Genomic DNA, 22,146 nt, shown 5'->3' on the forward strand with positions numbered 1-22,146 from the left:
GCGCGGCGCGGGCGGGCGTTGAAAGGCGAAGGTACAGCGGTCTTTGCAGGGGGGGCACGCATGCGGTGTGCAGGCCCGTTTTTCCATTCCCTCAAGGTGGGCATTTGGAGATTTTGCGCCTATGTCTCTCCGCTGCGCAGGCAGAAAAGACCATGAAAAAAGCCGCTAAGTCATTGAAACTTAACGGCTTTTTGCGTTTGGTGCCCGGGGCCGGAATCGAACCGGCACACCTTTCGGTGGGGGATTTTGAGTCCCCTGCGTCTACCAATTTCACCACCCGGGCTTGAATTTGTGCAGACGCGAATTATGGCACATTTGAGGCTTATGAAAACGTATTTGACCATCGAAGACGCAATCGGCCAGACGCCCCTGGTTGCGCTGCAACGTATTGGCGCTGAGGACAACAAGGAGCGCGGCAACGTGGTTCTTGGCAAGCTGGAGGGCAACAATCCGGCGGGTTCGGTCAAGGACCGGCCGGCGGTGTCGATGATCCGCCGCGCGGAGGAGCGCGGTGAGATCAAGCCCGGCGATACGCTGATCGAGGCGACTTCGGGCAATACCGGGATTGCGCTGGCCATGGCTGCGGCGATCAAGGGCTATCGCATGGTGCTGGTCATGCCCGAAGACCTGTCGGTCGAGCGCGCCCAGACCATGAAGGCCTATGGCGCCGAGCTGATCCTCACGCCCAAGAGCGGCGGCATGGAATACGCGCGCGATCTGGCCGACCAGATGGTGGTGCAGGGCAAGGGCCGCATCCTCGACCAGTTCGCCAACCCCGACAACCCGCGCTCGCACTACGAGACCACGGGCCCCGAGCTGTGGGAGCAGACCGGAGGCGAGATCACCCATTTCGTCAGCGCCATGGGCACGACCGGCACCATCACCGGCGTGGCCAGGTACCTCAAGGAAAAGAATCCCGCGATCCGCATCATCGGCGCCCAGCCCCAGGAAGGTTCGCGCATTCCCGGCATACGCAAGTGGCCCGAGGAATACATGCCCAAGATCTACGACGCTTCGCTGGTCGATGAAACGGTGTCGGTGAGCCAGGATGATGCCGAAGACCTGTGCCGCCGGCTGGCGCGCGAGGAAGGCATTTTTGCCGGCATCTCGGCGGCCGGTGCCTGCTGGGTCGCGCAGGAGATTGCCAAGCGCGAGAAAAACGCGACCATCGTGTTCGTGGTCTGCGATCGCGGCGATCGCTACCTGTCCACCGGCGTCTTCCCGGCCTGATCCGGCGGCCTGCCGGGCTTTGCTGCGCTGGCAGCGTTTCGCGTTCTGTTCAAGGATCTGCGCATGCAGTATGAAACCCGGTTTTGCAGCCATTGCGCCACCCCGCTGCAGTGGCTCACCGTTGCCGAAGACGGCGGCGACGTGCAGCGCCTGCGCTGCCCGGCCTGCGGCTGGACGCATTGGAACAACCCCACGCCCGTGCTCGCGGCCATCGTCGAGCACGAGGGCCGGGTGCTGCTGGCGCGCAACGCCGCCTGGCCCGAGAAGGTCTTCGGGCTGATCACCGGCTTCATGGAAGCCGGCGAATCGCCCGAGCAGGGCATTGCGCGCGAAGTGCTGGAGGAAACCGGTCTGGTGGTGCAGTCGCAGCAGCTGATCGGCGCCTACGAGTTCCTGCGCATGAACCAGGTGATCATTGCCTACCATGTGGAGGCCACGGGGCAGGTGCAGCTGTCGCCCGAGCTGCTTGAGTACCGACTGGTTGCGCCCGAGAAGGTGCAGTGCTGGCCCGCGGGCACGGGCCAGGCGCTCGCGACCTGGCTGCGCAGCCGCGGCCATGAGCCCGAGTTCATCGATTTCTGGCGCCGCGACGAGAATGCCGCGACGGCTTAAAATGCAGCGCTATGGACATCCACAAAGAAATCGATACCCGCGGCCTCAATTGCCCGCTGCCCATCCTCAAGGCCAAGAAGGCCCTGGCGGAGATGGTGACCGGTCAGCTGCTCAAGGTGGTTGCCACCGACACCGGTTCGATGCGCGACTTCCAGGCGTTTGCACGCCAGACCGGCAATGAGCTGGTCGAGCAGCAGACGCAGGGCAACGAGTTCATTCACATACTGCGCCGGCGCTGAGCCTTCGGCGCGGCCGTTCCCGTCTGGAGGACGGGCCGTTCATGGTTCGACAAGCTCACCACGAACGGTTTTGCGCGTTCACACCTCGATCAACAAGCTGTGCTCCAGGCGAGCCGGCGATCAAAGCGCCAGCGTCTTGAGATACGCGCGGAACTCGTCGCCCACCTGCGGGTGCTGCAGCGCGAGTTCGACCGTGGCCTGCAGAAAGCCTTCCTTGCTGCCGCAGTCGTAGCGCTTGCCCTGGTACTGGAACGCATAGACGGCTTCGTGCGCCATCAGGCGTTCGATGGCATCGGTCAACTGGATCTCGCCGCCCACGCCCTGGGGCTGGTTGCGGATCTCATGGAAGATGCGCGGCGTGAGCACATAGCGGCCGGCCACGCCCATGCGCGAGGGCGCGTTTTCGGGCGAAGGCTTTTCCACGATGCGGTCCACGCGCATCAGCGCGCCGCCCGCGGCTTCGCCGGCCACAATGCCGTAGCGCTTGACCTGGTCCAGTGGCACTTCCTGCACGGCCAGCAGCGAGCGGCCCTGCTTCTGGAAGGCTTCGGTCATCTGCGCGAGCACCGGCTTGCCGCCTTCGGGGCCGACCATCAGGTCGTCGGCGAGCAGCACCGCGAACGGTTCATCGCCGACCAGCGCTTCGGCGCACAGCACCGCATGCCCCAGGCCCAGCGAACGGTGCTGGCGCACGAAGGCACAGTTCATGTCGGCGGGCTGGATGGAGCGCACCAGTTCCAGCAGCTCCTGCTTGCCGGCGGCTTCCAGTTCGTTCTCGAGCTCGTAGGCGGTGTCGAAATGGTCTTCGATCGCGCGCTTGCTGCGTCCCGTGACGAAGATCATGTGGCGAATGCCGGCGGCATAGGCCTCTTCCACGGCGTACTGGATCAGGGGCTTGTCGACCACAGGCAGCATTTCCTTGGGCGAGGCCTTGGTCGCGGGCAGGAAGCGCGTGCCCAGGCCGGCGACGGGAAATACGGCTTTGCGCACGTGGGTGGTGGTAGTGGGCATGAAGTCTCTCTACGGGAAGCGGGAAAAGGCGTGCACTGCGCGCCGGGGGCAGGCCCCCGGCGGCCGGTGCATCAACCCAGGCGGGCGAGCTGGTCGCGCAGGCGGTTGAGCGTGGCGCCGAAATCGGCGACGCGCTTCTTTTCCTGCTCGATCACGGCCGGCGGCGCCTTGGCGACGAAAGCTTCGTTGCCGAGCTTGACGTTGGCGCGGGCGATCTCGCCTTCGATGCGCGCGGCTTCCTTGGCCAGGCGGACCTTCTCGGCGGCAATGTCGATCTCGATGAACAGGCACAGGCGGATGTCGCCGACCACGGCCACGGGCGCGGCCTGGGCGGCAGCGGCCCAGGCGGCCTCGTCATCGAACACCTTGACTTCGCTGAGCTTGGACAGCGCCTGCAGCACGGGCGCCACGGTGCGCAGGAAGGCGCTTTCCTCGGCGTTGCCGGCGACGGCAAACAGCGGCACGCGCTGTGCGGGCGAGACGTTCATTTCGCCGCGCAGCGTGCGGCAGGCGTCGACCATCGACTTGATGCGCGCCACATGGGCGATCGCGGCTTCGTCGATCTTCTCGGGCTGGGCTTCGGGGTAGCGCGCAATGCTCACCGACTCGCCGGGCAGGCCGGCAACCGGTGCGACCTTCTGCCACAGTTCTTCCGTGACGAACGGAATGATGGGGTGGGCCAGGCGCAGGATGGCTTCGAGCGTGCGGATCAGCGTGCGGCGCGTGGCGCGCTGCTGGGCGGCATTGCCGTGCTGGATCTGCGTCTTGGCGATTTCCAGGTACCAGTCGCAGAACTCGTTCCAGACGAAGTCATAGAGCGTGTTGGCGACGTTGTCGAGGCGGTACTCGGCAAAGCCCTTGGCAATCTCGGCCTCGACCTTCTGCAGCTGCGAGGTGATCCAGCGGTCGCACTGGCTGAACTCCATGTAGCCTTCGAACTCGCCGCCGCTTTGGCATTGCTCCTTGGTGTGGGCCTGCAGGCCGCAGTCCTGGCCTTCGCAGTTCATCAGCACGAAGCGGCTGGCGTTCCAGAGCTTGTTGCAGAAGTTGCGATAGCCTTCGCAGCGCTTGCTGTCGAAGTTGATCGAGCGGCCCAGCGAGGCCAGCGCGGCAAAGGTGAAGCGCAGCGCGTCGGCGCCGTAGGCGGGAATGCCTTCGGGGAATTCCTTTTGCGTGTTCTTGCGCACCTGGGGCGCGGTCTCGGGCTTGCGCAGGCCCACGGTGCGCTTGTCGAGCAGCGCGTCGATATCGATGCCGTCGATCAGGTCGACCGGGTCCAGCACATTGCCTTCGGACTTGGACATCTTCTTGCCCTGGGCGTCGCGCACCAGGCCGTGCATGTAGACATGCTTGAACGGCACGCGGCCCGTGAAGTGCGTGGTCATCATGATCATCCGGGCGACCCAGAAGAAAATGATGTCGTAGCCCGTGACCAGCACGGACGAGGGCAGGTAGAGGTTGAAGTCGTCGTCGGCGGCGTCGGTCTGGTTGGGCCAGCCCATGGTGCTGAACGGCACCAGTGCCGACGAGTACCAGGTGTCGAGCACGTCTTCGTCGCGGCGCAGCGTCTTGCCCGGGGCCTTGGCCTGGGCTTCGGCTTCGTCGCGCGCGACGATCACGTTGCCGTCCTCGTCATACCAGGCCGGAATCTGGTGGCCCCACCAGAGCTGGCGCGAGATGCACCAGTCCTGGATGTTGTTCATCCACTGGTTGTAGGTGTTGACCCAGTTCTCGGGCACGAACTTGACTTCGCCCGAAGCCACGGCGTCGATCGCCTTCTGCGTGATCGACTTGCCCGTGGCATCGCCTTCGCCGACCTTGGTCATGGCGACGAACCACTGGTCGGTGAGCATGGGCTCGACGACCTGGCCGGTGCGCGTGCAGATCGGCACCATCAGCTTGTGTTTCTTGGTCTCGACCAGCAGGCCCAGCGCGTCGAGGTCGGCAACGATGGCCTTGCGCGCCACGAAGCGGTCCATGCCGCGGTACTTCTCGGGCGCTTCGTCGCTGACGGTGGCCTGCAGCGTCAGCACCACGATCATCGGCAGGTTGTGGCGCTGGCCGACCTGGTAATCGTTGGGATCGTGCGCGGGCGTGACCTTGACCACGCCGGTGCCGAATTCCTTGTCTACATAGTCGTCGGCAATGACCGGAATCTCGCGGCCCACCAGCGGCAGCGTCACGGTCTTGCCGATCAGGTGCGCATAGCGTTCGTCTTCGGGGTGGACCATCACGGCCGTGTCGCCGAGCATGGTTTCAGGGCGTGTGGTCGCGACCACGAGCTGGCCCGAGCCGTCGCTCAGCGGATAGGCGATGTGCCACAGCCAGCCATCCTTTTCCTCGCTCTCGACTTCGAGATCGGAGACCGCGGACTGCAGCTTGGGGTCCCAGTTCACCAGGCGCTTGCCGCGGTAGATCAGGCCTTGCTCATAGAGGCGCACGAAGGTCTCGTTGACCACCGTGGACAGCTTGGGGTCCATGGTGAAGTATTCGCGCTGCCAGTCCACGCTGTCGCCCATGCGGCGCATCTGCGTGGTGATGGTGTTGCCCGACTGTTCCTTCCACTCCCAGATCTTGCTGACGAAGTTCTTGCGCGCTTCGATGGGCGTGGAGCCCATGTCGTGGCGGCTGATGCCCTGCTCCTGCAGCTGGCGCTCGACGACGATCTGCGTGGCAATGCCCGCGTGGTCGGTGCCCGGCACCCAGGTGGTGTTGAAGCCCTTCATGCGGTGGTAGCGCGTGAGGGAATCCATGATGGTCTGGTTGAACGCATGGCCCATGTGCAGCGTGCCGGTCACATTGGGCGGCGGCAGCTGGATGGAGAACGAAGGCTGGGCGGCGTCGGCCTTGCCCGTGCCGCGCACGCCGCCCGCGCCGTAGCCGCGCTTTTCCCATTCGGGTCCCCAATGGGCTTCGAGGGCCGCGGGTTCAAAGGATTTGGAGAGGCTGTCGAGGCCCGGCTGTGCAATGGAGTCGCTCATGGAGGGGGTGCCAATGCAAACGGCATCGCCCCCATCGAAGGGGGAAGATGCCGTCCACAGGGGTTAGTAGATGACGGATTTGCGTTGATTTTACCGACCCTGCCGGTCTGCGGGCGCGCCGCGGCCAATATCCGTCGCAAAGCCCTCAGGCCTGGCTCTTTTGCGGCACGAATTCGGGGCGGTCGTTGCCTTGGGGCTTGAGCGGTTCGGCGGCCTTGCCGGCTGCGCGCTCGCTGCGCCACTGCTTCTTGCGCTCGGTCCATTCGGCCAGGCGCGCATGGGCGGTGGTGCTTTCCTTGGCCATCTGCACCGCATCGGCGAGCTGCGCGGAAAGCTCCAGGCGTATGCCGTTGGGGTCGAAGAAGTAGATGCTCTTGAAGATGTGGTGGTCGGTCACGCCCAGCACTTCGACGCCATGGGCCTGCAGCCGCACCTTGGCGTTCTCGAGTTCCTCGACGGTGTCGACGCGGAATGCGATGTGGTTGACCCAGGCGGGCGTGTTGGGCGAAGGCTCGGCCGCGAGGTCGTCGCCCAGGTCGAAGAACGCGATGAACGAGCCGTCCTGCAGGCGGAAGAAGAAGTGGGTGTAGGGGCAGTACTCGCCCGTGCTGGGCACATAGTCGCTCTGGATGATGTGATAGAGCGGCAGGCCCAGGATGTCTTCGTAGAAGTGGCGCGTTTCCTCGGCGTCACGCGCCTTGTAGGCGAAGTGATGCAGCTGCTGGATGGGCGCGGCGGGCGGCAGCGCGGACAGGGGCGAGAGGGCAGCCATGGAATCTCCTGAAATAGTGAGTTGCTCTATTTTAAATCAATTCACCTAAACGTAATCTTTTTTCTTTCGAGCGCGCGCCGAAGGCGAAAAAAAACCGACACCTCTTGCGAAGTGCCGGTGGTGGCGGCCCGTCAGTGATTCATAGCGATGGCCACAGCCTATGAAACTGGCGCACCCCAGCATGGGGGCACCGAGCAAGGGCCGCCCCGCAGCGATGGTGCCGTCCCCTGGGGGAAGCGGCGCCAGCCGCTCAGGGGGGCTAATTACTGCTTGACGGCTTCGATCTGCAGCACCAGGCGCACTTGCTTGGCCGCGCCGAAGTTCACGCCGTAGTCCAGGCCGAAGGCTGTGCGGTCTATCGTGGCTTCGAAGTCGCCGCCGCAGACTTCACGCTTTTGCAGCATGGGGCTGGGGTAGCAGTTGAACTTGTTGGCCTTGAAGGTCACGGGCTGGGTCTTGTCGAGCAGCGTCAGCTGGCCCGTGACTTCCTTGACCTTGTCGCCGTCGAACACGAACTTGTCGGAAACGAACTTGGCGGTAGGGAACTTGGCGACATTGAAGATGTCGGCGCTTTGCAGGTGCTTGTCGAAGTTGGGCGTGCCCGAGTTCACCGACGTCATGTCCAGCGTCACTTCGACCTTGCCGCTCTTGCCTTCGCGGTCGAATTCCACCGTGCCCTGCTTCTTGTCGAAGCGCGCGCGGTTGGTGGTCGCGCCCATGTGGTCGATCTCGAACGTCGCGAAAGTGTGGGTCGGGTCGATGGCGTAGGTCGCGGGAGCGGCCTGGGCAGCGGAAGCGAACAGGCCGGCGGCGGCGAGAGCGAAAAGCGTGGTGCGCATGTAAAAACTCCTGAGTGAAAAGGGGTAGCGAGACAAAAAATCATGTCCTGGCCGCAGCCAGGGCGCGGGAAAAGGGTCAGAGCTTGCCGACGCCGGTCAGCGCGAGCTTGAACGTGACCTGCACATCATCGGCGACCATCGAGGTGTCGGTCCATTCGCCTTCGCCGATCTTGAACGTCAGGCGCTTGATCGGCAGCGTGCCGGCGGCAATGGTGGTGGCACCGGTCTGCGTCAGCGTGACGGGCACGCTCACGTTCTGCGACTGGCCCTTGATGCTCAGCTTGCCGTCGACCTGGTACTTGCCGCTGCCCAATGCCTTGACGGCCGTGGACTCGAAGCGTGCCTGGGGAAACGCGGGCACGTTGAACCAGGTGGCCTTGGGCAGTTCGGCGTCCGTTTCCTTGGAGCCCATGGTGGCGCTGCCGGTGTTGACGGTGAACTGGATCTTGCTGGTTTCGGGCTTGGCGGTGTCGAACTGCACATTGGCGTCGAACTGCTTGAACTGGCCTTGCAGCGGCACGCCCATCTGCTTGATGGTGAAGCCCACCGAGCTTTGGGCGGGCACGAGCTTTTGCTGGGCAAAGGCGGCGGGCGAGAGCACGGCGCCGGCCAGGGCGATGGAGGAAACCAGGGTACGCAAGGTCATGAAAAACTCCGGATATTCAAAGAATCAAGGCAGAAAGTGGGTGCAGGTACGGGTGCTGGATTCAGCCGCGGCGCTCGGGCAGCATGCGCAGCAGCAGGCCGTCGCGGTCGATGAGCTGGTGCTTGAGCGCCGCGGCAATGTGCAGCACGATCAGGCCGGCCAGCGCATAGGCGCTCCACTGGTGCAGCGGCTTGATGGTTTCGGCCAGCGCGGGGCTCACGGGCACCCAGTCGGGCAGCTGCACCAGGCCCAGGAACACGATGGGAAAGCCTGCCGCCGAGCTATACGCCCAGCCCAGCAGCGGAACCAGGAAGAACAGCGCGTAGAGCGCATGGTGCGTGCCGTGGTGGGCCTTGTGCTGCCAGGCGGGCATCTTGGCCGCCATGGCCGCGGGCAGCGCGGGCGGCCTGTTGGCCAGGCGCCAGCCCAGCCGCAGCAGGCTCAGCGCCAGGATGGACACGCCCAGCCACTTGTGCCAGTTGTAGAGCTTGAGCCGCTGGGGCGAGAACGACAGGCTGACCATGTACAGGCCTATGCCGATGGCGGCGATCAAGGCCAGCGCCAGAATCCAATGCAGCAGCTTGGCGGTGGCGGTATAGCGGGCGGGAGCGTGGGTTGTTATTGGTTTTGAAGACATGGCTGGGAATTGGCGGACTGTCCGTCACATGCCGGCTGGCATGTTTTTCCCAGTATAGGAAGCGTTGGAATGAAAAGAGTTCAGTGAGATTGATGGCTCAATTCAAAAAAGATGAAGTCGAGCGATTCTGGCGGGCTCAACCCGTTCGGGCTGAGCTGGTCGAAGCCGGATTTCTCTGGAGCCCACCCCGAGCGCGGCCGGCGCGTCGGGGTGAATGCTGCGGCTCAAATCCCCAGCGCTGCCTGCTTCCACGCCGCGGCCGCGGCTTCGCTGTCGTTGCGGTGCTCGGCCATGCGCGCGAGCTGCTGCCAGGCGTGCACGCGCAGCGGTCCCGGGCCCAGCTGCGGTGCGCACTGGGTCAGCTGCTGCTGGGCCTTGCCCCACAGCTGGCGCTGCACGCAGGCCATGCCGGCAAGGTATTGCAGCCGCGGCTCGCGCGGGTTGTTGCGGCTTGCGGTCTCGATGCGCGCCAGCCACTGGCTGTCGAGGCCGTCGAGGCAATCCTGCAGTGCCAGCACCAGCGTCTGCATCTGGCTCTCACTGAGCACATCCATGCGCGCGGTCGCATATTCCCAGACCGGCAGCAGCCAGGCGCGCGCCTGCGACAGGTCGCCGCCCAGGCGCACCAGCTGGCGCGCCGCGGGAATCGCGATCTCGGGCATGGCGCGCTCGTCGGGGTCCAGGTCCAGCCAGAGTTGCTGCAGGCGGCCGGTGTCGCGCGCGTCATTGATCAGCTCGAGCACCAGTCCGCGCACGATGCTGGCCGAGGCCGCAGGCGAGAACGCGCGGTGCTTGGCGAGCATGCGCGCGGTTTCCAGCGCATTTTCGGTATGGCGAGCGAGGCGCGCGGCCTTGAGCTTGATGCGCAGCGCCAGCGTGCGCCGGCTCGCGCCCTGGGGCAGGGCCGCGAGGCGTTCGAGCGCCAGCAGCGCGTCGCGGTCGTCGAGTGCCCAGCGCGCGGCGCGCATCTGCGCGCCTTCGCGGGTCTCCTGCTCGACGGCCGTGCCGTCGTGCGGCGCGCATTCGAGCACCTGCGCCAGATGGATTTCGCGCTGCGGCGTGTCCTGCAGCGCATGCGAGCCTTCGGCTGCGACCATGTGGGCCGTGGCGCGCAGCTGGCGGCCGTGCGGCACGTCGGCCAGGGCCGTGGACAGCGATTCCTCCAGCGCGAGCGCCGACAGCGCGGACTTGCGCGCGCGCAGGAAGCGTCCGGCCTGCAGGTGCGACAGCGCGTCGAGCAGCGCGTGGTGCATGGCGCGCTCCTTTTGCTGCTCGCGCCAGCGCCGCGCCTGGCGGGGCAGCTGGGTGAGCACCGACAGCCCGCGCAGCGCCGCATGGCACAGAAAGAAGGATGCGACCAGCAGCAGCAACACCATGTTGAGCGACAGGTCGATGCGATAGGGCGGCCAGAACAGGGTGACCGTGCCCTGGTTGTTGCCCACGAACAAGGCCACCGCGACAGCGATGCCAAACAGGCCGATGAACCAAAGTGCAGCGCGCATGGATATTCCTCGTCGTACGGACTAGCGCCCGGCAGCGGCTGTTGCCAGCGCGGCCAGGGTTTCGTCCAGTGAGGGTTGCTCGTTGCTCTTGAGGTGCAGCTGGATCTGCTCCAGCAGCGCCTGGGCGTTGCGCGTGCGGCGCGACGCCGGATCGAAATACTTGCCCATGGCGACGCTCGCCGAGACCAGGTCGTTGCGCGCGGCGTCGTACTGGCGCGCGAGCACGCCCAGGCGCGCGTTGAGCAGCGTCAGCTTGAGGTTTTCACGCAGGAAGAAACCCTGGTCGGGCGACAGCAGCACGGCTTCGGGCTGGTCAATGCGGCTCACGCGCACCAGATCGTAGATTTCCGCGCGCACCACGTTCCAGGCGCGTCCCCCCCAGGCCTGCCACCAGGCCCAGTCGGCTGCCGACAGCGCGGGATCTTCGGGCGTCGCGGGCACGGGCGCGGGTGCGCCACCGCGCACGGCGCTGGGCTTGGCGACGGCATTCGTCAGCGGCAGGTCGTCGACGCCGCGCGACAGGTCGTCGAGCCGCGCGAGCAGGCCCGCGGTGTCGGTCACCGCAAGGCGAGAAATGGATTCGAGGTCGCGCTCTATGGCGCGCTGCACGGGCGTCAGACGTGCCTGTGCCGTGCGCTCTATGCGCTGGCTCGCGCTGCGCAAGGTGGCGACCAGCGGATCGAGGCTGCCGGTCAGCTGCGACTGCTGCTGGGCCATGCGGACCGCGGTGTCGATATCGACAATCAGCGTGTCGTCGCGCGTGCGCGAAAGGCTTTGCACCAGTTCTTCCAGCTGGCTGCGCTGCAGCGCGACTTCGCCTACGCGTGCTTCCATGACCGAAATGCGCGCCGCGCTGTCGCGCGCCAGATCTTGCGCATCGCGCGCCATGGTGCGCGCCTCGATGGCCTGGGTGCCGGAATCGGCGCTCTGGCGGGCAAGCTGTTCCTGGATGCTGCTCATGCGCTGCCACAGCATGCCGCTGCCGACCAGCGCCACCACGGCGACCGTACCCAGCAGGTACAGGGCCAGCGGCGAGGAAGGGCGCGCTGCGGGTGCGGCAAGGCCCTGGGCCGCATGGGGCCCAGAGGTTGGCTGGTCGTGGACGGCTTCTGTGCTCATGGTGCTGATTCTATCGAGGCCGCCACGTCATTTAGCGAAGGCCGGCATTCCTGTACATGGCCAAAGCCCGCGCGGCGTGCGGCGGCAGCGATGCGCGGGTGGGTGGCAAGAGCGCGCGCCTGCTGCCAGTCTGTGTCGGGCAAGATTTGTTGTAAATTAGCAACGGCCTCGGAACTGCTGAACAGCCACAGCGTGCCGTCTTGCGCGGCTTCGCGTGCCAGCGCCTGCTCCGATGGCGCGAGTTGCGGCGCGCGGCGCTGGTAGACGGCGATGAACTCGAGCGTGGCACCGGCCTGGCGCAGCTGGTCGGCAAGCCACTCGCGGCCCTGGCCGTTGGCGGCCGCCGCCTGGCCCTGGCTGCCGCGCACGATCAGCACGCGGTCTGCGGGCAGGATCTGCGCGCGCACTTCGGGCCACAGCGATTCGGAGTCGAATTGCGCGGCGTCCGCCGGCGGGCCGTCGATCTGCTGCACGGGCACGCCCGCGGCCTGCAGCGCCCTGGCCGTGCCCGGGCCCGGCGACCACGCGCGCGTGGGCGCTGCAATGCGCGTGGGCGCGCACGGGTCGAAAAAGAACTGCACCGCATTGCCGCTGACGAACATCACGGCGCGGTAGTGGCCGGGCGTGGCGCAGTCGCGCCGCGCCTGTTCCAGTTGCGCGGCCGCGGGCGTGCAGGCGACGATGTCGATCAGCGGCAGCGCCACGGCGTTCAGGCCGCGCGCCTGCAGCAAGCCGGCCCAATGCTGGGCATCGGGCGCGGGGCGGGTGACGAGGATGCGGGCCGGGCGCATGGATGCGCTCGCGGCTCAGTCGCCGCTGCCGGGCAGGGCCGTGCGCGCGCCGGCGGCGCGCAGCTGGGCCGCGACGGCTTCGCCCAGCGCTTCGGCCTGCGCATGTGTGGTGACCACGGCGTGGTCGTCGACCTGGACCAGCGCGAGCTGGCCGTCGAGATCGCCCCAGGCGGCCTGCAGATGCAGCTCGTCGCCATGCCAGATGCCGTGCGCGGCCAGCGGCATGGAGCAGCTGCCGCCCATCGCGCGGCTGACCGCGCGCTCGGCCGCGACGCCCAGCCAGGTGGGCTGGTGGCTCAGCGGTGCGAGCGCGGCGATCAGGTCGGCGCGCTCGGCGCGCACTTCGATGCCGAGCGCGCCCTGGCCGGCCGCGGGCAGCATGTCTTCAATCGCAAAGCAGCTGCGGATGCGCGCTTCGAGGCCCAGGCGCTTGAGGCCGGCGGCCGCGAGCACGATGCCGTCGTAATGGCCTTCATCGAGCTTGCGCAGCCGCGTGTCGAGGTTGCCGCGCAGCGGCGTGATCTTCAGGTCGGGGCGCAGCGCCTGCAGCAGCACCTGGCGGCGCAGGCTCGAGGTGCCGACGTTCGCGCCCTGGGGCAGGTCGGCAAGCGAGGCGTAGTTCGGCGACACGAAGGCATCGCGCGGGTCTTCGCGCTCCATCACGCAGGCCAGCACAAAGCCTTCGGGCAGCTCCATGGGAACGTCCTTGAGCGAATGCACGGCGATATGGGCGCGGCCTTCCTCGAGCGCGACCTCGAGTTCCTTGACGAACAGGCCCTTGCCGCCCACCTTGGACAGCGAGCGGTCGAGAATCTGATCGCCCTTGGTGGTCATGCCCAGCAACTCCACCGCATGGCCCAGGGCCTGCAGCCTGGCCTGCACATGCTCGGCCTGCCACAGGGCCAGGCGGCTTTCGCGCGTGGCGATCACAAGGGGGGTATCGGGGGAAGTAGCGGTGTTCATGGCATCGACGGCATCGGCCTCAGGGCAACGGGGAATGCTAGCATGCTGCGCTGCACTCGTTTTGGCTCAGGAAATATCCACCATGACCCACCCTTCTCGCAAGAATGACGACCTCTCCGCCGGAAAGAACGGCCGCAAGACAGACAAAGACGGGCCGCTGATCGAGGACATCCGCCTTTTGGGCCGGATTCTCGGCGATGTGATTCGCGAGCAGGACGGCGTTGCCGCCTACGAGCTCGTGGAGCAGGTGCGCCAGCTGTCGGTGGCGTTCCGCCGCGATGCCGACCACGACGCCGACCGCCAGCTCAAGAAGCTGCTCAAGAGCCTGAGTGCCGACCAGACCGTGAGCGTGATCCGCGCATTCACCTATTTCAGCCATCTGGCCAACCTGGCCGAGGACCGCCACCATATCCGCCGGCGCGCGCTGCACGAGCGCGCGGGCAACACGCAGGAAGGCAGCATTGGCGTGGCGCTGGCGCGGCTGCGCTGGGCCGGCATCGCGCCCGGCACCATTGCCGAGACGCTGGCGCAAAGCTATGTCGCGCCCGTGCTCACGGCCCATCCGACCGAAGTGCAGCGCCACAGCATTCTGTCGGCCGAGCGCGACATCGCCCAACTGCTCGCCACGCGCGATGACGTCAGCGAGCGCGCCCAGCTCTACAACAGCGCCAAGGACGCGCTCACGCCGCGTGCACTGGCCGACAACGAGGCCCAGCTGCGCGCGCGCGTCGCCCAGCTGTGGCAGACGCGGCTGCTGCGCCGCTCCAAGCTCACCGTGGCCGATGAGATCGAGAACGCGCTGACCTATTACGAAGCCACGTTCCTGCGCGAGATTCCCAAGCTCTATGCCGAGCTCGAAGAGGAGCTCGGCGACCTGCCCGTGGCGAGCTTTCTGCGCATGGGCCAGTGGATAGGCGGCGACCGCGACGGCAATCCCAACGTCACGGCCGACAGCCTGCAACTGGCGCTGCGCCGCCAGGCCGAAGTCGCGCTGCGCCATTACCTGACCGAAGTCCACTACCTGGGCGGCGAGCTGTCGCTGTCGGCCCATCTGGTGCAGCTCACGCCCGAGATGCAGGCGCTGGCCGAGCGCTCGCCCGACACCAATGTGCACCGCCAGGACGAGCCTTATCGCCGCGCGCTGACCGGCATCTATGCGCGCCTGGCCGCGAGCCTCAAGACGCTGACCGGCGGCGACGCCGCGCGCCATGCGGTCGCGCCGCAGAACGGCTACGCGCGCGCCGAGGAGTTTCTCGCCGATCTGCAGGTGATCGACCAGTCGCTGCGCAGCCACCATGGCGGGCCGCTGGCCGCGCAACGCCTGCGCCCGCTGATACGCGCGGTGCAGGTGTTCGGTTTCCATCTGGCCACGGTGGATCTGCGCCAAAGCTCCGACCAGCACGAGATCGTTGTTGCCGAGCTGCTGGCGACGGCGCGGCTGGAGCCCGACTACAGCCGCCTGCAGGAGCACGCCAAGCAGGCGCTGCTGGTGCGCCTGCTTGAAGACGCGCGCCCGCTGCGCGTGATGGGCGCGCAGTACTCGGCGCACACCGAAAGCGAACTCGCGATCTTCGAGACCGCGCGGCGCATGCGCGAGGCCTATGGCACGCAGGCCATACGCCACTACATCATCAGCCACACCGAGACCGTCAGCGATCTGCTCGAAGCATTGCTGCTGCAAAAGGAAGTCGGGCTGATGCAGGGCACGCTCGACAACGACGGCCGCTGCGATCTGATCGTCGTGCCGCTGTTCGAGACCATAGAAGACCTGCGCAATGCCGCGCCCATCATGCGCGCCTACTACCAGCTGCCCGGCGTCGCGGCCCAGGTGCAGCGTTCGGGCGGCGAGCAGGACATCATGCTGGGCTACAGCGACAGCAACAAGGACGGCGGCATCTTCACCAGCAACTGGGAGCTGTACCGCGCCGAGATCGCGCTGGTCGAGCTGTTCGACGAACTCGCTGCCAGCCACGGCATACGGCTGCGCATGTTCCACGGCCGCGGCGGCACCGTGGGCCGCGGCGGCGGTCCGAGCTACCAGGCCATCCTGGCCCAGCCGCCGGGCACGGTGCGCGGCCAGATCCGCCTGACCGAGCAGGGCGAAGTCATTGCGTCGAAGTACGCCAACCCCGAGATCGGCCGGCGCAACCTGGAAACCCTGGTCGCGGCCACGCTCGAGGCCACGCTGCTGCAGCCGACCAAGTCGGCCACGCCGGCGTTTCTCGCGGCCGCGGCCCAGCTGTCGCAGGCCAGCATGGGCGCCTACCGCTCGCTGGTCTACGAGACTCCGGGCTTCACCGCCTATTTCTTCGGCAGCACGCCGATACGCGAAATCGCCGAACTCAACATCGGTTCGCGCCCGGCCTCGCGCAAGCCGTCGCAGAAGATCGAAGACCTGCGCGCGATTCCCTGGGGCTTCAGCTGGGGCCAGTGCCGGCTCACGCTGCCGGGCTGGTACGGCTTCGGCGCGGCGGTGCAGGACTTCCTCGCGCAGCCGGGCAAGGACGCAAAGGCGCAGATGGCGCTGCTGCAGCGCATGTACCGCCAGTGGCCGTTCTTTCGCACGCTGCTGTCGAACATGGACATGGTGCTGGCCAAGAGCGATCTCGCGCTGGCCTCGCGCTACAGCGAACTCGTCAGCGACACGCGCGTGCGCCGGCGCATCTTCGAGGCCATAGAGGCCGAGTGGCATCGCACGGCCGACGCGCTCACGCGCATCACCGGCGACAAGCAGCGCCTGGCGCACAACGCCGCGCTGGCGCGCTCCATCCGCCACCGCTTCCCCTACATCGACCCCTTGCACCATCTGCAGGTCGAGCTCGTGCGCCGCTGGCGCGCGGGGCAGGGCGACGACCGCGTGCAGACCGGCATCCACATCTCCATCAACGGCATTGCCGCCGGGCTGCGGAATACGGGCTGAGCGCCGCTGCGGGCGCGAAGCTTGCTGGCAGGTCGGGGTGAACGAAAGGACGATGTGAGATCCGGTATTGCAACAAGCGTGCAACGCGCGCTGGCCCAGGGTGCGTGGGCGTATGGGCTGCGCATCAGCATCGCGCTGGGCGCGGTCATGGCGCTGTGCTGGTGGCAGGACCGCCTGCCGCAGGTGATCGCGCTGTTCCTGGGCATCATCGTCAGCGCGCTGGCCGAGACCGACGACAGCTGGCGCGGGCGCACGCGCGCGCTGGCGGCAACGCTGCTGTGCTTTGCGCTGGTCGCTTTCAGCGTCGAGGCGCTGCTGCGCCAGCCGCTGGGCTTCGTGCTGGCGCTGGTGCTGTTCACTTTCGTGTTCACGCTGCTGGGCGCTGCCGGCGAGCGCTACCGCGCGATCGCCTCGGCGTCGGTGATCCTGGCGCTCTACACGGCCATCAGCATGGCGCCGGGGGCTGGCCATGCGGCCGCGCCCGGGGCCTGGCCGGTGCCGGTGCTGCTGCTCGCGGGCGCGGCCTGGTACGGGCTGCTGTCGGTCGGCTGGTGCGCGCTGTTTCCGCATGCGCCCGTGCGCCAGAACCTGGCGTCGCTGTTCGAGCAACTGGGCGCCTATCTGCGCCTGAAAGCCAGCCTGTTCGAGCCGGTGCGCGCGGTCGATCTCGAGCGCCGGCGCATGGCGCTGGCCCAGACCAATGGCCGCGTCGTGGCCCAGCTCAACATCGTCAAGGAAAGCCTGTTCAATCGGTTGGGCCCCAGGCCGCTTGCCGATGGCGAGATGCTGCGCCACATGAACCTGTACTTCATTGCCCAGGACATCCACGAGCGTGCCAGTTCTTCGCACTACCGCTACAACGAATGGGCGCAGCTGCTGTTCCACAGCGACGTGCTTTACCGTTGCCAGCGCGTGCTGAGCCTGCAGGGTGCGGCCTGCAGCCAGCTCGCCGAAGCCTTGCGGCTGCGCGCGCCGTTCCAGCCCGACGCCGAAGGCGCGCGCGCGATGGAAGACCTGCGCGGCGCGATCGACTACCTCGCGGCGCGGCAGCAGCCTGCCTGGCAGCACGCCTTGCGTTCGCTGCGCGCGCTGGTGCGCAACCTGAGCACGCTGGACGCGCAGATTGCCGCGGCCGCGCATCCCACGGCGGGCGCGGCGCTGGCCGACCCCAGCCTGTTCAACCGCCGCCCGCGCACGCTGGCCGAAGCCTGGGCGCGGATTCGCGCCCAGCTGCATCCCAGCGCGCCGCTGCTGCGCCATGCGCTGCGGCTGTCGCTGGCGCTGGGCGCGGGCTTTGTCGCGATGCAGTTCACCGACCCCGAGCATGGCTACTGGATTTTGCTGACCACGCTGTTCGTCTGCCTGCCGACCTACGGCGCGACGCTGGCGCGCGTCGCCCAGCGGATTCTGGGCACGGTCATAGGCCTGGTCGCGGGCTGGGCGCTGATGCGGCTGTTTCCCGGCCTGCCCGCGCAGGCGCTGATCACCGTGGCCGCGGGCGTGCTGTTCTTTGTCACGCGCACCCAGCGCTATGTGACGGCGACGGCGGCCATCACGCTGCTGGTGCTGCTGTGCTTTCACCAGACCACGGGCAACGCCTATGCGCTGATCTGGCCGCGGCTGCTCGATACGCTGATCGGCGCGGCCATCGCCACCGCCGCGATGCTGCTGGTGCTGCCCGACTGGCAGGGCCGGCGCCTGCACCTGCTGGTCGCGCAGGCGATTGCGGCGCACGCGGCCTATCTGCGCGAAATCATGTCGCAGTACGCCAGCGGCAAGGACGACGACCTCGACTACCGGCTCGCGCGGCGCAACGCCCACAACGCCGACGCGGCGCTGTCCACCGCGCTGTCGCAGCTGCTGCTCGAGCCGCGCGCCGTGCGCCGCCATGCGCGCGTGGGCATGCAGCTGCTGCTGCTGTCGCACACGCTGCTCAATTACCTTTCGGCGCTGGGCGCCCACCGCGACAAGCTGGCCCAGAGCGACAGCCATCCGCTGGCTGTCGAGGCCGCGCGCCACGCGGCCGACAGCCTCGAGCAGATGGCCCAGGCGCTCAAGGCGCGCCAGACGCTGCCCGCCGACGACGGCCGCGCGGCCGCGCTGGCGCAGGAACTCGAGCAGCAAAGCGATACGCTGGCCGATCCGTTCAGCCCGCTGGTGCTGGTGTGCCAGCAACTCGAGCCGCTGCGCGCGGCCTGCGCGCAACTGCAGGCCGAGCCGCAGTAGCGGGCCCGCCCGGCCGCTGCGCCCGACCGGGAAGGGCAAGGCGCTTAGAAGCGCGCGGTCAAGCCCACGAAGTAGGTGCGGCCCCCGTTGTCGTAGTTGCTGCCAAGGTCACGCGTCTGCTTGTCGCCGACGTTGACCACGCCGGCGCGCAGCGTCAGCGTGTCGTTCACGTGGTAGTTGGTCGAAACGTCGAACGTCGTGTAGGCCTTGGCGAAGCTGGTGGCCGTGCCCGTGGTCACCAGTTCCTTGCCCGTGTGGCGCAGGCTCAGGGCCGCGCTCCACGCGGCCTGCAGCCGCCACTGCAGCGACGAGTACACCGTGAGCTTGGGCACGGCGAGCAGCGAGGCACCCGTGGTCAGGTTCTTGGATTCCAGCATCTTGGTGAGGTTGGTGTTCCATGCGAGGTTCTTCGCCAGCGGCACGTTGAACGTGCCTTCGAGGCCGCGCGTGCGCGCGCTCTGGACGTTGGCCATGCGCGTCCACCAGAAGCCGTTGTACAGGCCCAGCGGCTGGTAGTCGATCTTGTTCTTGAAGTTGGTGTGGAAGTAGGTGGCGCCCAGCGACCAGCCGTTGCGGTCCCAGCTCGTGCCCAGCTCGAAGTTGGTGCTGGTCTCGGGCTGCAGGTTGGGGTTGCCTGCCATGTAGCAGCCGCGCGAGCCGTCGCCGTTGATGCTGTTGCTGGTCCAGCCCATTCCCGCCAGGCTGCGGCAGCCGTTGCCGCCCGACTGGGTCGCGGCGCTGGGCGAGTTTTCCTTCAGGCCCGGCGCGCGAAAGCCGCGCGAGACGCCGCCGCGCAGCGTCCATTCGGGCTGCGGGTGGTAGACCAGATAGGCGCGCGGGCTCCAGTTGTTGCCGTACTTTTCATGGTGGTCCATGCGCAGGCCCAGCGTCAGCGCCAGGTTTTCGCGCAGGAAGATCTGGTCTTCGCCAAACAGCGCCCAGGTGCTGGCGCTGAGCGCCGAGCCGGTCACCGGATTGCCTGTGTAGTCGATGGGCGCCAGGCCTATGGTGTCGCGGTTGTCGAGTTGCTCGCGCTTCCACTGGCCGCCCAGTGTGAGCGCCTGGTCGAAGCCAAGCAGCTTGAGCGGCAGGTCCACGCGGCCGTCCAGCGCGGTCTCGCTGGAATGGTTGCCTATGGTGTCGTTCTTGTCTTCGTATTTGTTGTGCACCAGGTTGAGCCTGGAGCGCACCTCGCCCCAGCGGCCCTCGTGGCTCAGGCCGAAGTTGCTGTGCTCCAGCTTGCTCAGCCCCCATTGCCCGATGGCCTGGTTGCCATTGGCCAGGCGCCTGTTGGAGCCGGTGGCGCGCTGCGTGCCCTGGCCGGCTTCAAAGCCTATCACCTGGTCGGGCGTGAGCTGCCAGTTCAGCAGGGCGTTGAAGTTCTGCTTACGCGAGCCCGCCGTGGATTGGTAGGCGCCGGGAAAGCCGCCGTTGCCTTCGTCCGATTCGCGTTCGGTGTAGTTGCCGCCCAGGCGCAGGCCGAACCTGTCGGACAGCGGGCCGCTGATGTTGAAGCCCAGCTGGCGCGTGTCGCCACGCTCGCTGTCTTCTGGCCGGCTGTAGTTGAGCGTGCTCGAGCCTGACCAGCGCTTGGCGATCTTGCGCGTGATGATGTTGATCACGCCGCCCATGGCGTCCGAGCCGTAGAGCGAGGACATGGGGCCGCGCACGACTTCGATGCGCTCTATCATCTCGGGCGATATCCAGTCCAGGTCCTGCTGGCCCAGGTCATCGCGGTAGTTGACCGCGGCCGAGTTGCCCTGGCGCTTGCCGTCCACCAGGATCAGCGTGTATTTCTCGGGCAGGCCGCGCAAGCGGATCTTCGACTGCGCGCCCGTGCCCGACAGCCCGCCGGTCACGCCCGGCACCGTGGACAGCAGCTCGCCGATGCTGGTCACGGGCTTGCGCTCTATGTCCTCGCGCGTGATGACGCTGATGCTCGCGGGTGCTTCGCGGATCTCCACGGCCGTGCCCGAGGCCGTGACCACCACATTGGACAGGACTGCCGGCGTATCCGCCGTCTGGGCCCGGGCGGGCAGGGCCGCCATGGCGGCGCAGGCCAGCGAAACGGCCAGTGGCAGCGGACCACGCATTGAAACTCGAAGCATCTGTAATCCCTCTCTAAATGTAATTGCTAATGATAACAATTTGTATTTAGATTATTGGGTTGGCGTAAAGAAATCTGTGGGCTGGGTAAATTTTTGTGGCGTGATGCGTGCTGCGCGGCGGGTTTGCGGTTGCAGCCGCTGGGGAGGGCAGGGCGCTCATCCTGCAATGCGGTCGGCGGGACAGGCTCGGGGCGAACGGGATTTCCAGCGCTTGCTGACTCTTGAACCATTGGCGTCTTGTGTGCCCGGGTTCACGCGTTTGTGGCCAGCCTTTCTGCCGGCTGCGGCCCGTGCTTGACGCCGGTTCTTCGCTGCCCCAAACGCACAACGCCCCGAGGGCCAGGCCATCGGGGCGTTGCAGGAAATCAGTGGGGGCAGATCAGTGCAGCATCAATGCGCCAGCGTTCTTGCTCTTGCCTGCACGTGCGGGCGGGTTGCACAGGCCGCATTGGTAGTGGCGCGCGTTCTCGTAGGGCTCGGTCACGAACTGGCCCTTGCAGGAGGAGCAGGCGGTGCGCGTGAGCATGTTGGCATCGACGAACTTGACCAGGCGCCAGGCGCGGGTGAACGACAGCAGTGCTTCGAGGCCTGCGGTTTCGATCTGTTCGGTGTAGAGGCGGTAGGCCTTGGTCAGCTGCTCGGCCGTGTCCAGCTCCACGGCCTTGGACAGGTATTCGTAGATGTTGAGGAACAGCGAGCTGTGGATGTTTTCCTGCCATGTCAGGAACCAGTCGGTCGAGAAGGGCAGCTGTCCCTTGGACGGCGACTTGCCCGCGATTTCCTTGTACAGGCGGATCAGGCGCTCATAGGACAGCGTGGTTTCCGATTCCAGCACTTGCATGCGCGCGCCCATCTGGATGAGCATTGCAGCGCGTTCGATCTGCTTGGATTCGTTGAGAACGCTTTTGGTGGGGGCTGACATGGGGCAGGTCTTTCGCGAAAGGATGAGGCGGGGACGAGGTGCTCAGAGCACTTCGGAAACGCGGCTGGCCATCAGGATGTTGGCGTGCAGCGTGTTCGTCGCGTCGTTGCCGATCTTGTTGGACGAGTGGTTGGTCAGCAAGCTCCAGACCAGTTCGTCGTCCACGCGGAAGCTGCACAGCAGCGTGTTGCGCGAAGCCAGCTTGAGCACCTGGGCCGACGACAGCGCGGTCAGGATGTCTGCGGCTTCCTCGTTCAGACCCAGACGGAACACGGCTTCGGCCTTGTCCTGGCGAATCATGGTTTGGGCCAGCATCAGGTAGGTGAGGTTGGCTTCGCGGATTTCGGCAAGCAGTTGTTCGTTAGTCATGGATCAATCCTTTTCAAATGCGTCAGAGCGGGAACAGAGCACAAAAACCGGCAGGTGTGTGGTGTCGCGATCTGTTGAAATGGATTGTTAAACAGGGCCAAACAATAATTAAGTCGGGTGAGGGAGGTGCGTCGTGTCTGGTTAGGCCGGGGGGCTTGTAAGGCAAATTCCTACAAGCACTGTTGGAAAATGGGCGTTGCGCTTCTTGAATCTCCTGCTGCCAATGCCAGCCCTCAGGCCAGATGCCTGGCCCTATCCC

Annotated in this window: 18 protein-coding genes and 1 tRNA gene; 5 read left to right on the forward strand and 14 right to left on the reverse strand. The window is 66.5% G+C overall.

Annotation, left to right across the window (positions count from 1 at the left end; translation table 11 throughout):
- Positions 1-198: 198 nt before the first annotated feature.
- Positions 199-283, reverse strand: a tRNA-Leu gene (locus RR928_RS09215).
- 41 nt (positions 284-324) lie between these two features.
- Between RR928_RS09215 and cysM the strand changes: the two genes are divergently transcribed.
- The 3 genes from cysM to RR928_RS09230 all read left to right on the forward strand — a co-directional run bounded on the left by cysM (position 325) and on the right by RR928_RS09230 (position 2,081).
- On the forward strand, positions 325-1,230 hold the full coding sequence (cysM, locus tag RR928_RS09220; protein ID WP_332535631.1) for a cysteine synthase CysM: 906 nt from the start codon (positions 325-327) through the stop codon (positions 1,228-1,230).
- A 63-nt stretch (positions 1,231-1,293) separates the two neighbouring features.
- Positions 1,294-1,842 (forward strand): NUDIX hydrolase, encoded by a 549-nt coding sequence (locus RR928_RS09225; protein ID WP_332535632.1) that lies wholly within the window; start codon positions 1,294-1,296, stop codon positions 1,840-1,842.
- Between the two features lie 11 nt (positions 1,843-1,853).
- Entirely contained in the window at positions 1,854-2,081 is a 228-nt protein-coding gene (locus RR928_RS09230) for a sulfurtransferase TusA family protein (RefSeq protein WP_332535634.1), read from the forward strand.
- 120 nt (positions 2,082-2,201) lie between these two features.
- Here the strand turns inward: RR928_RS09230 and galU are convergent, their stop codons facing one another.
- The 10 genes from galU to hemC form a co-directional block, all read right to left on the reverse strand.
- Positions 2,202-3,092, reverse strand: coding sequence for a UTP--glucose-1-phosphate uridylyltransferase GalU (gene galU / locus RR928_RS09235; protein ID WP_332535636.1), 891 nt, complete (start codon positions 3,090-3,092; stop codon positions 2,202-2,204).
- Positions 3,093-3,163: 71 nt separating this feature from the next.
- Entirely contained in the window at positions 3,164-6,073 is a 2,910-nt protein-coding gene (locus tag RR928_RS09240; RefSeq protein ID WP_332682270.1) for a valine--tRNA ligase, read from the reverse strand.
- 145 nt (positions 6,074-6,218) lie between these two features.
- Entirely contained in the window at positions 6,219-6,845 is a 627-nt protein-coding gene (locus RR928_RS09245; protein ID WP_332535640.1) for a VOC family protein, read from the reverse strand.
- Positions 6,846-7,108: 263 nt separating this feature from the next.
- Positions 7,109-7,684 (reverse strand): YceI family protein, encoded by a 576-nt coding sequence (locus RR928_RS09250; protein ID WP_332535641.1) that lies wholly within the window; start codon positions 7,682-7,684, stop codon positions 7,109-7,111.
- Between the two features lie 76 nt (positions 7,685-7,760).
- Entirely contained in the window at positions 7,761-8,330 is a 570-nt protein-coding gene (locus RR928_RS09255) for a YceI family protein (protein WP_332682273.1), read from the reverse strand.
- Between the two features lie 61 nt (positions 8,331-8,391).
- Positions 8,392-8,967 (reverse strand): cytochrome b, encoded by a 576-nt coding sequence (locus tag RR928_RS09260; protein WP_332549052.1) that lies wholly within the window; start codon positions 8,965-8,967, stop codon positions 8,392-8,394.
- Positions 8,968-9,191: 224 nt separating this feature from the next.
- Positions 9,192-10,469: a heme biosynthesis HemY N-terminal domain-containing protein gene (locus RR928_RS09265; protein ID WP_332535646.1), complete on the reverse strand. Its 1,278-nt coding sequence runs from the start codon at positions 10,467-10,469 to the stop codon at positions 9,192-9,194.
- Positions 10,470-10,490: 21 nt separating this feature from the next.
- Entirely contained in the window at positions 10,491-11,588 is a 1,098-nt protein-coding gene (locus RR928_RS09270) for a uroporphyrinogen-III C-methyltransferase (protein WP_332535648.1), read from the reverse strand.
- Positions 11,585-12,379, reverse strand: coding sequence for a uroporphyrinogen-III synthase (locus RR928_RS09275; protein ID WP_332535650.1), 795 nt, complete (start codon positions 12,377-12,379; stop codon positions 11,585-11,587). Before RR928_RS09275 ends, RR928_RS09270 begins: the two co-directional genes overlap by 4 nt.
- 15 nt (positions 12,380-12,394) lie before the next feature.
- A complete protein-coding gene (hemC, locus tag RR928_RS09280) occupies positions 12,395-13,342 on the reverse strand; it encodes a hydroxymethylbilane synthase (RefSeq protein ID WP_332535652.1) in 948 nt (315 codons plus the stop codon).
- A gap of 82 nt (positions 13,343-13,424) precedes the next feature.
- Between hemC and ppc the strand changes: the two genes are divergently transcribed.
- Positions 13,425-16,262, forward strand: a complete 2,838-nt coding sequence (gene ppc, locus RR928_RS09285; RefSeq protein WP_332535654.1) for a phosphoenolpyruvate carboxylase — start codon at positions 13,425-13,427, stop codon at positions 16,260-16,262.
- Positions 16,263-16,316: 54 nt separating this feature from the next.
- Positions 16,317-18,488, forward strand: a complete 2,172-nt coding sequence (yccS, locus tag RR928_RS09290; protein ID WP_332682276.1) for a YccS family putative transporter — start codon at positions 16,317-16,319, stop codon at positions 18,486-18,488.
- Between the two features lie 44 nt (positions 18,489-18,532).
- On the opposite strand, the gene RR928_RS09295 is transcribed toward yccS, so the two are convergent.
- The 3 genes from RR928_RS09295 to flhD all read right to left on the reverse strand — a co-directional run bounded on the left by RR928_RS09295 (position 18,533) and on the right by flhD (position 21,887).
- Complete coding sequence (locus RR928_RS09295; RefSeq protein WP_332682278.1) at positions 18,533-20,596, reverse strand: TonB-dependent receptor domain-containing protein; 2,064 nt, start codon at positions 20,594-20,596, stop codon at positions 18,533-18,535.
- A gap of 379 nt (positions 20,597-20,975) precedes the next feature.
- On the reverse strand, positions 20,976-21,518 hold the full coding sequence (gene flhC, locus RR928_RS09300; RefSeq protein WP_332540111.1) for a flagellar transcriptional regulator FlhC: 543 nt from the start codon (positions 21,516-21,518) through the stop codon (positions 20,976-20,978).
- 42 nt (positions 21,519-21,560) lie between these two features.
- Positions 21,561-21,887: a flagellar transcriptional regulator FlhD gene (flhD, locus tag RR928_RS09305; protein ID WP_159918110.1), complete on the reverse strand. Its 327-nt coding sequence runs from the start codon at positions 21,885-21,887 to the stop codon at positions 21,561-21,563.
- Positions 21,888-22,146: the final 259 nt, after the last annotated feature.

This window comes from Comamonas sp. (genome assembly GCF_036666375.1).
GTDB lineage: Bacteria > Pseudomonadota > Gammaproteobacteria > Burkholderiales > Burkholderiaceae_C > Comamonas.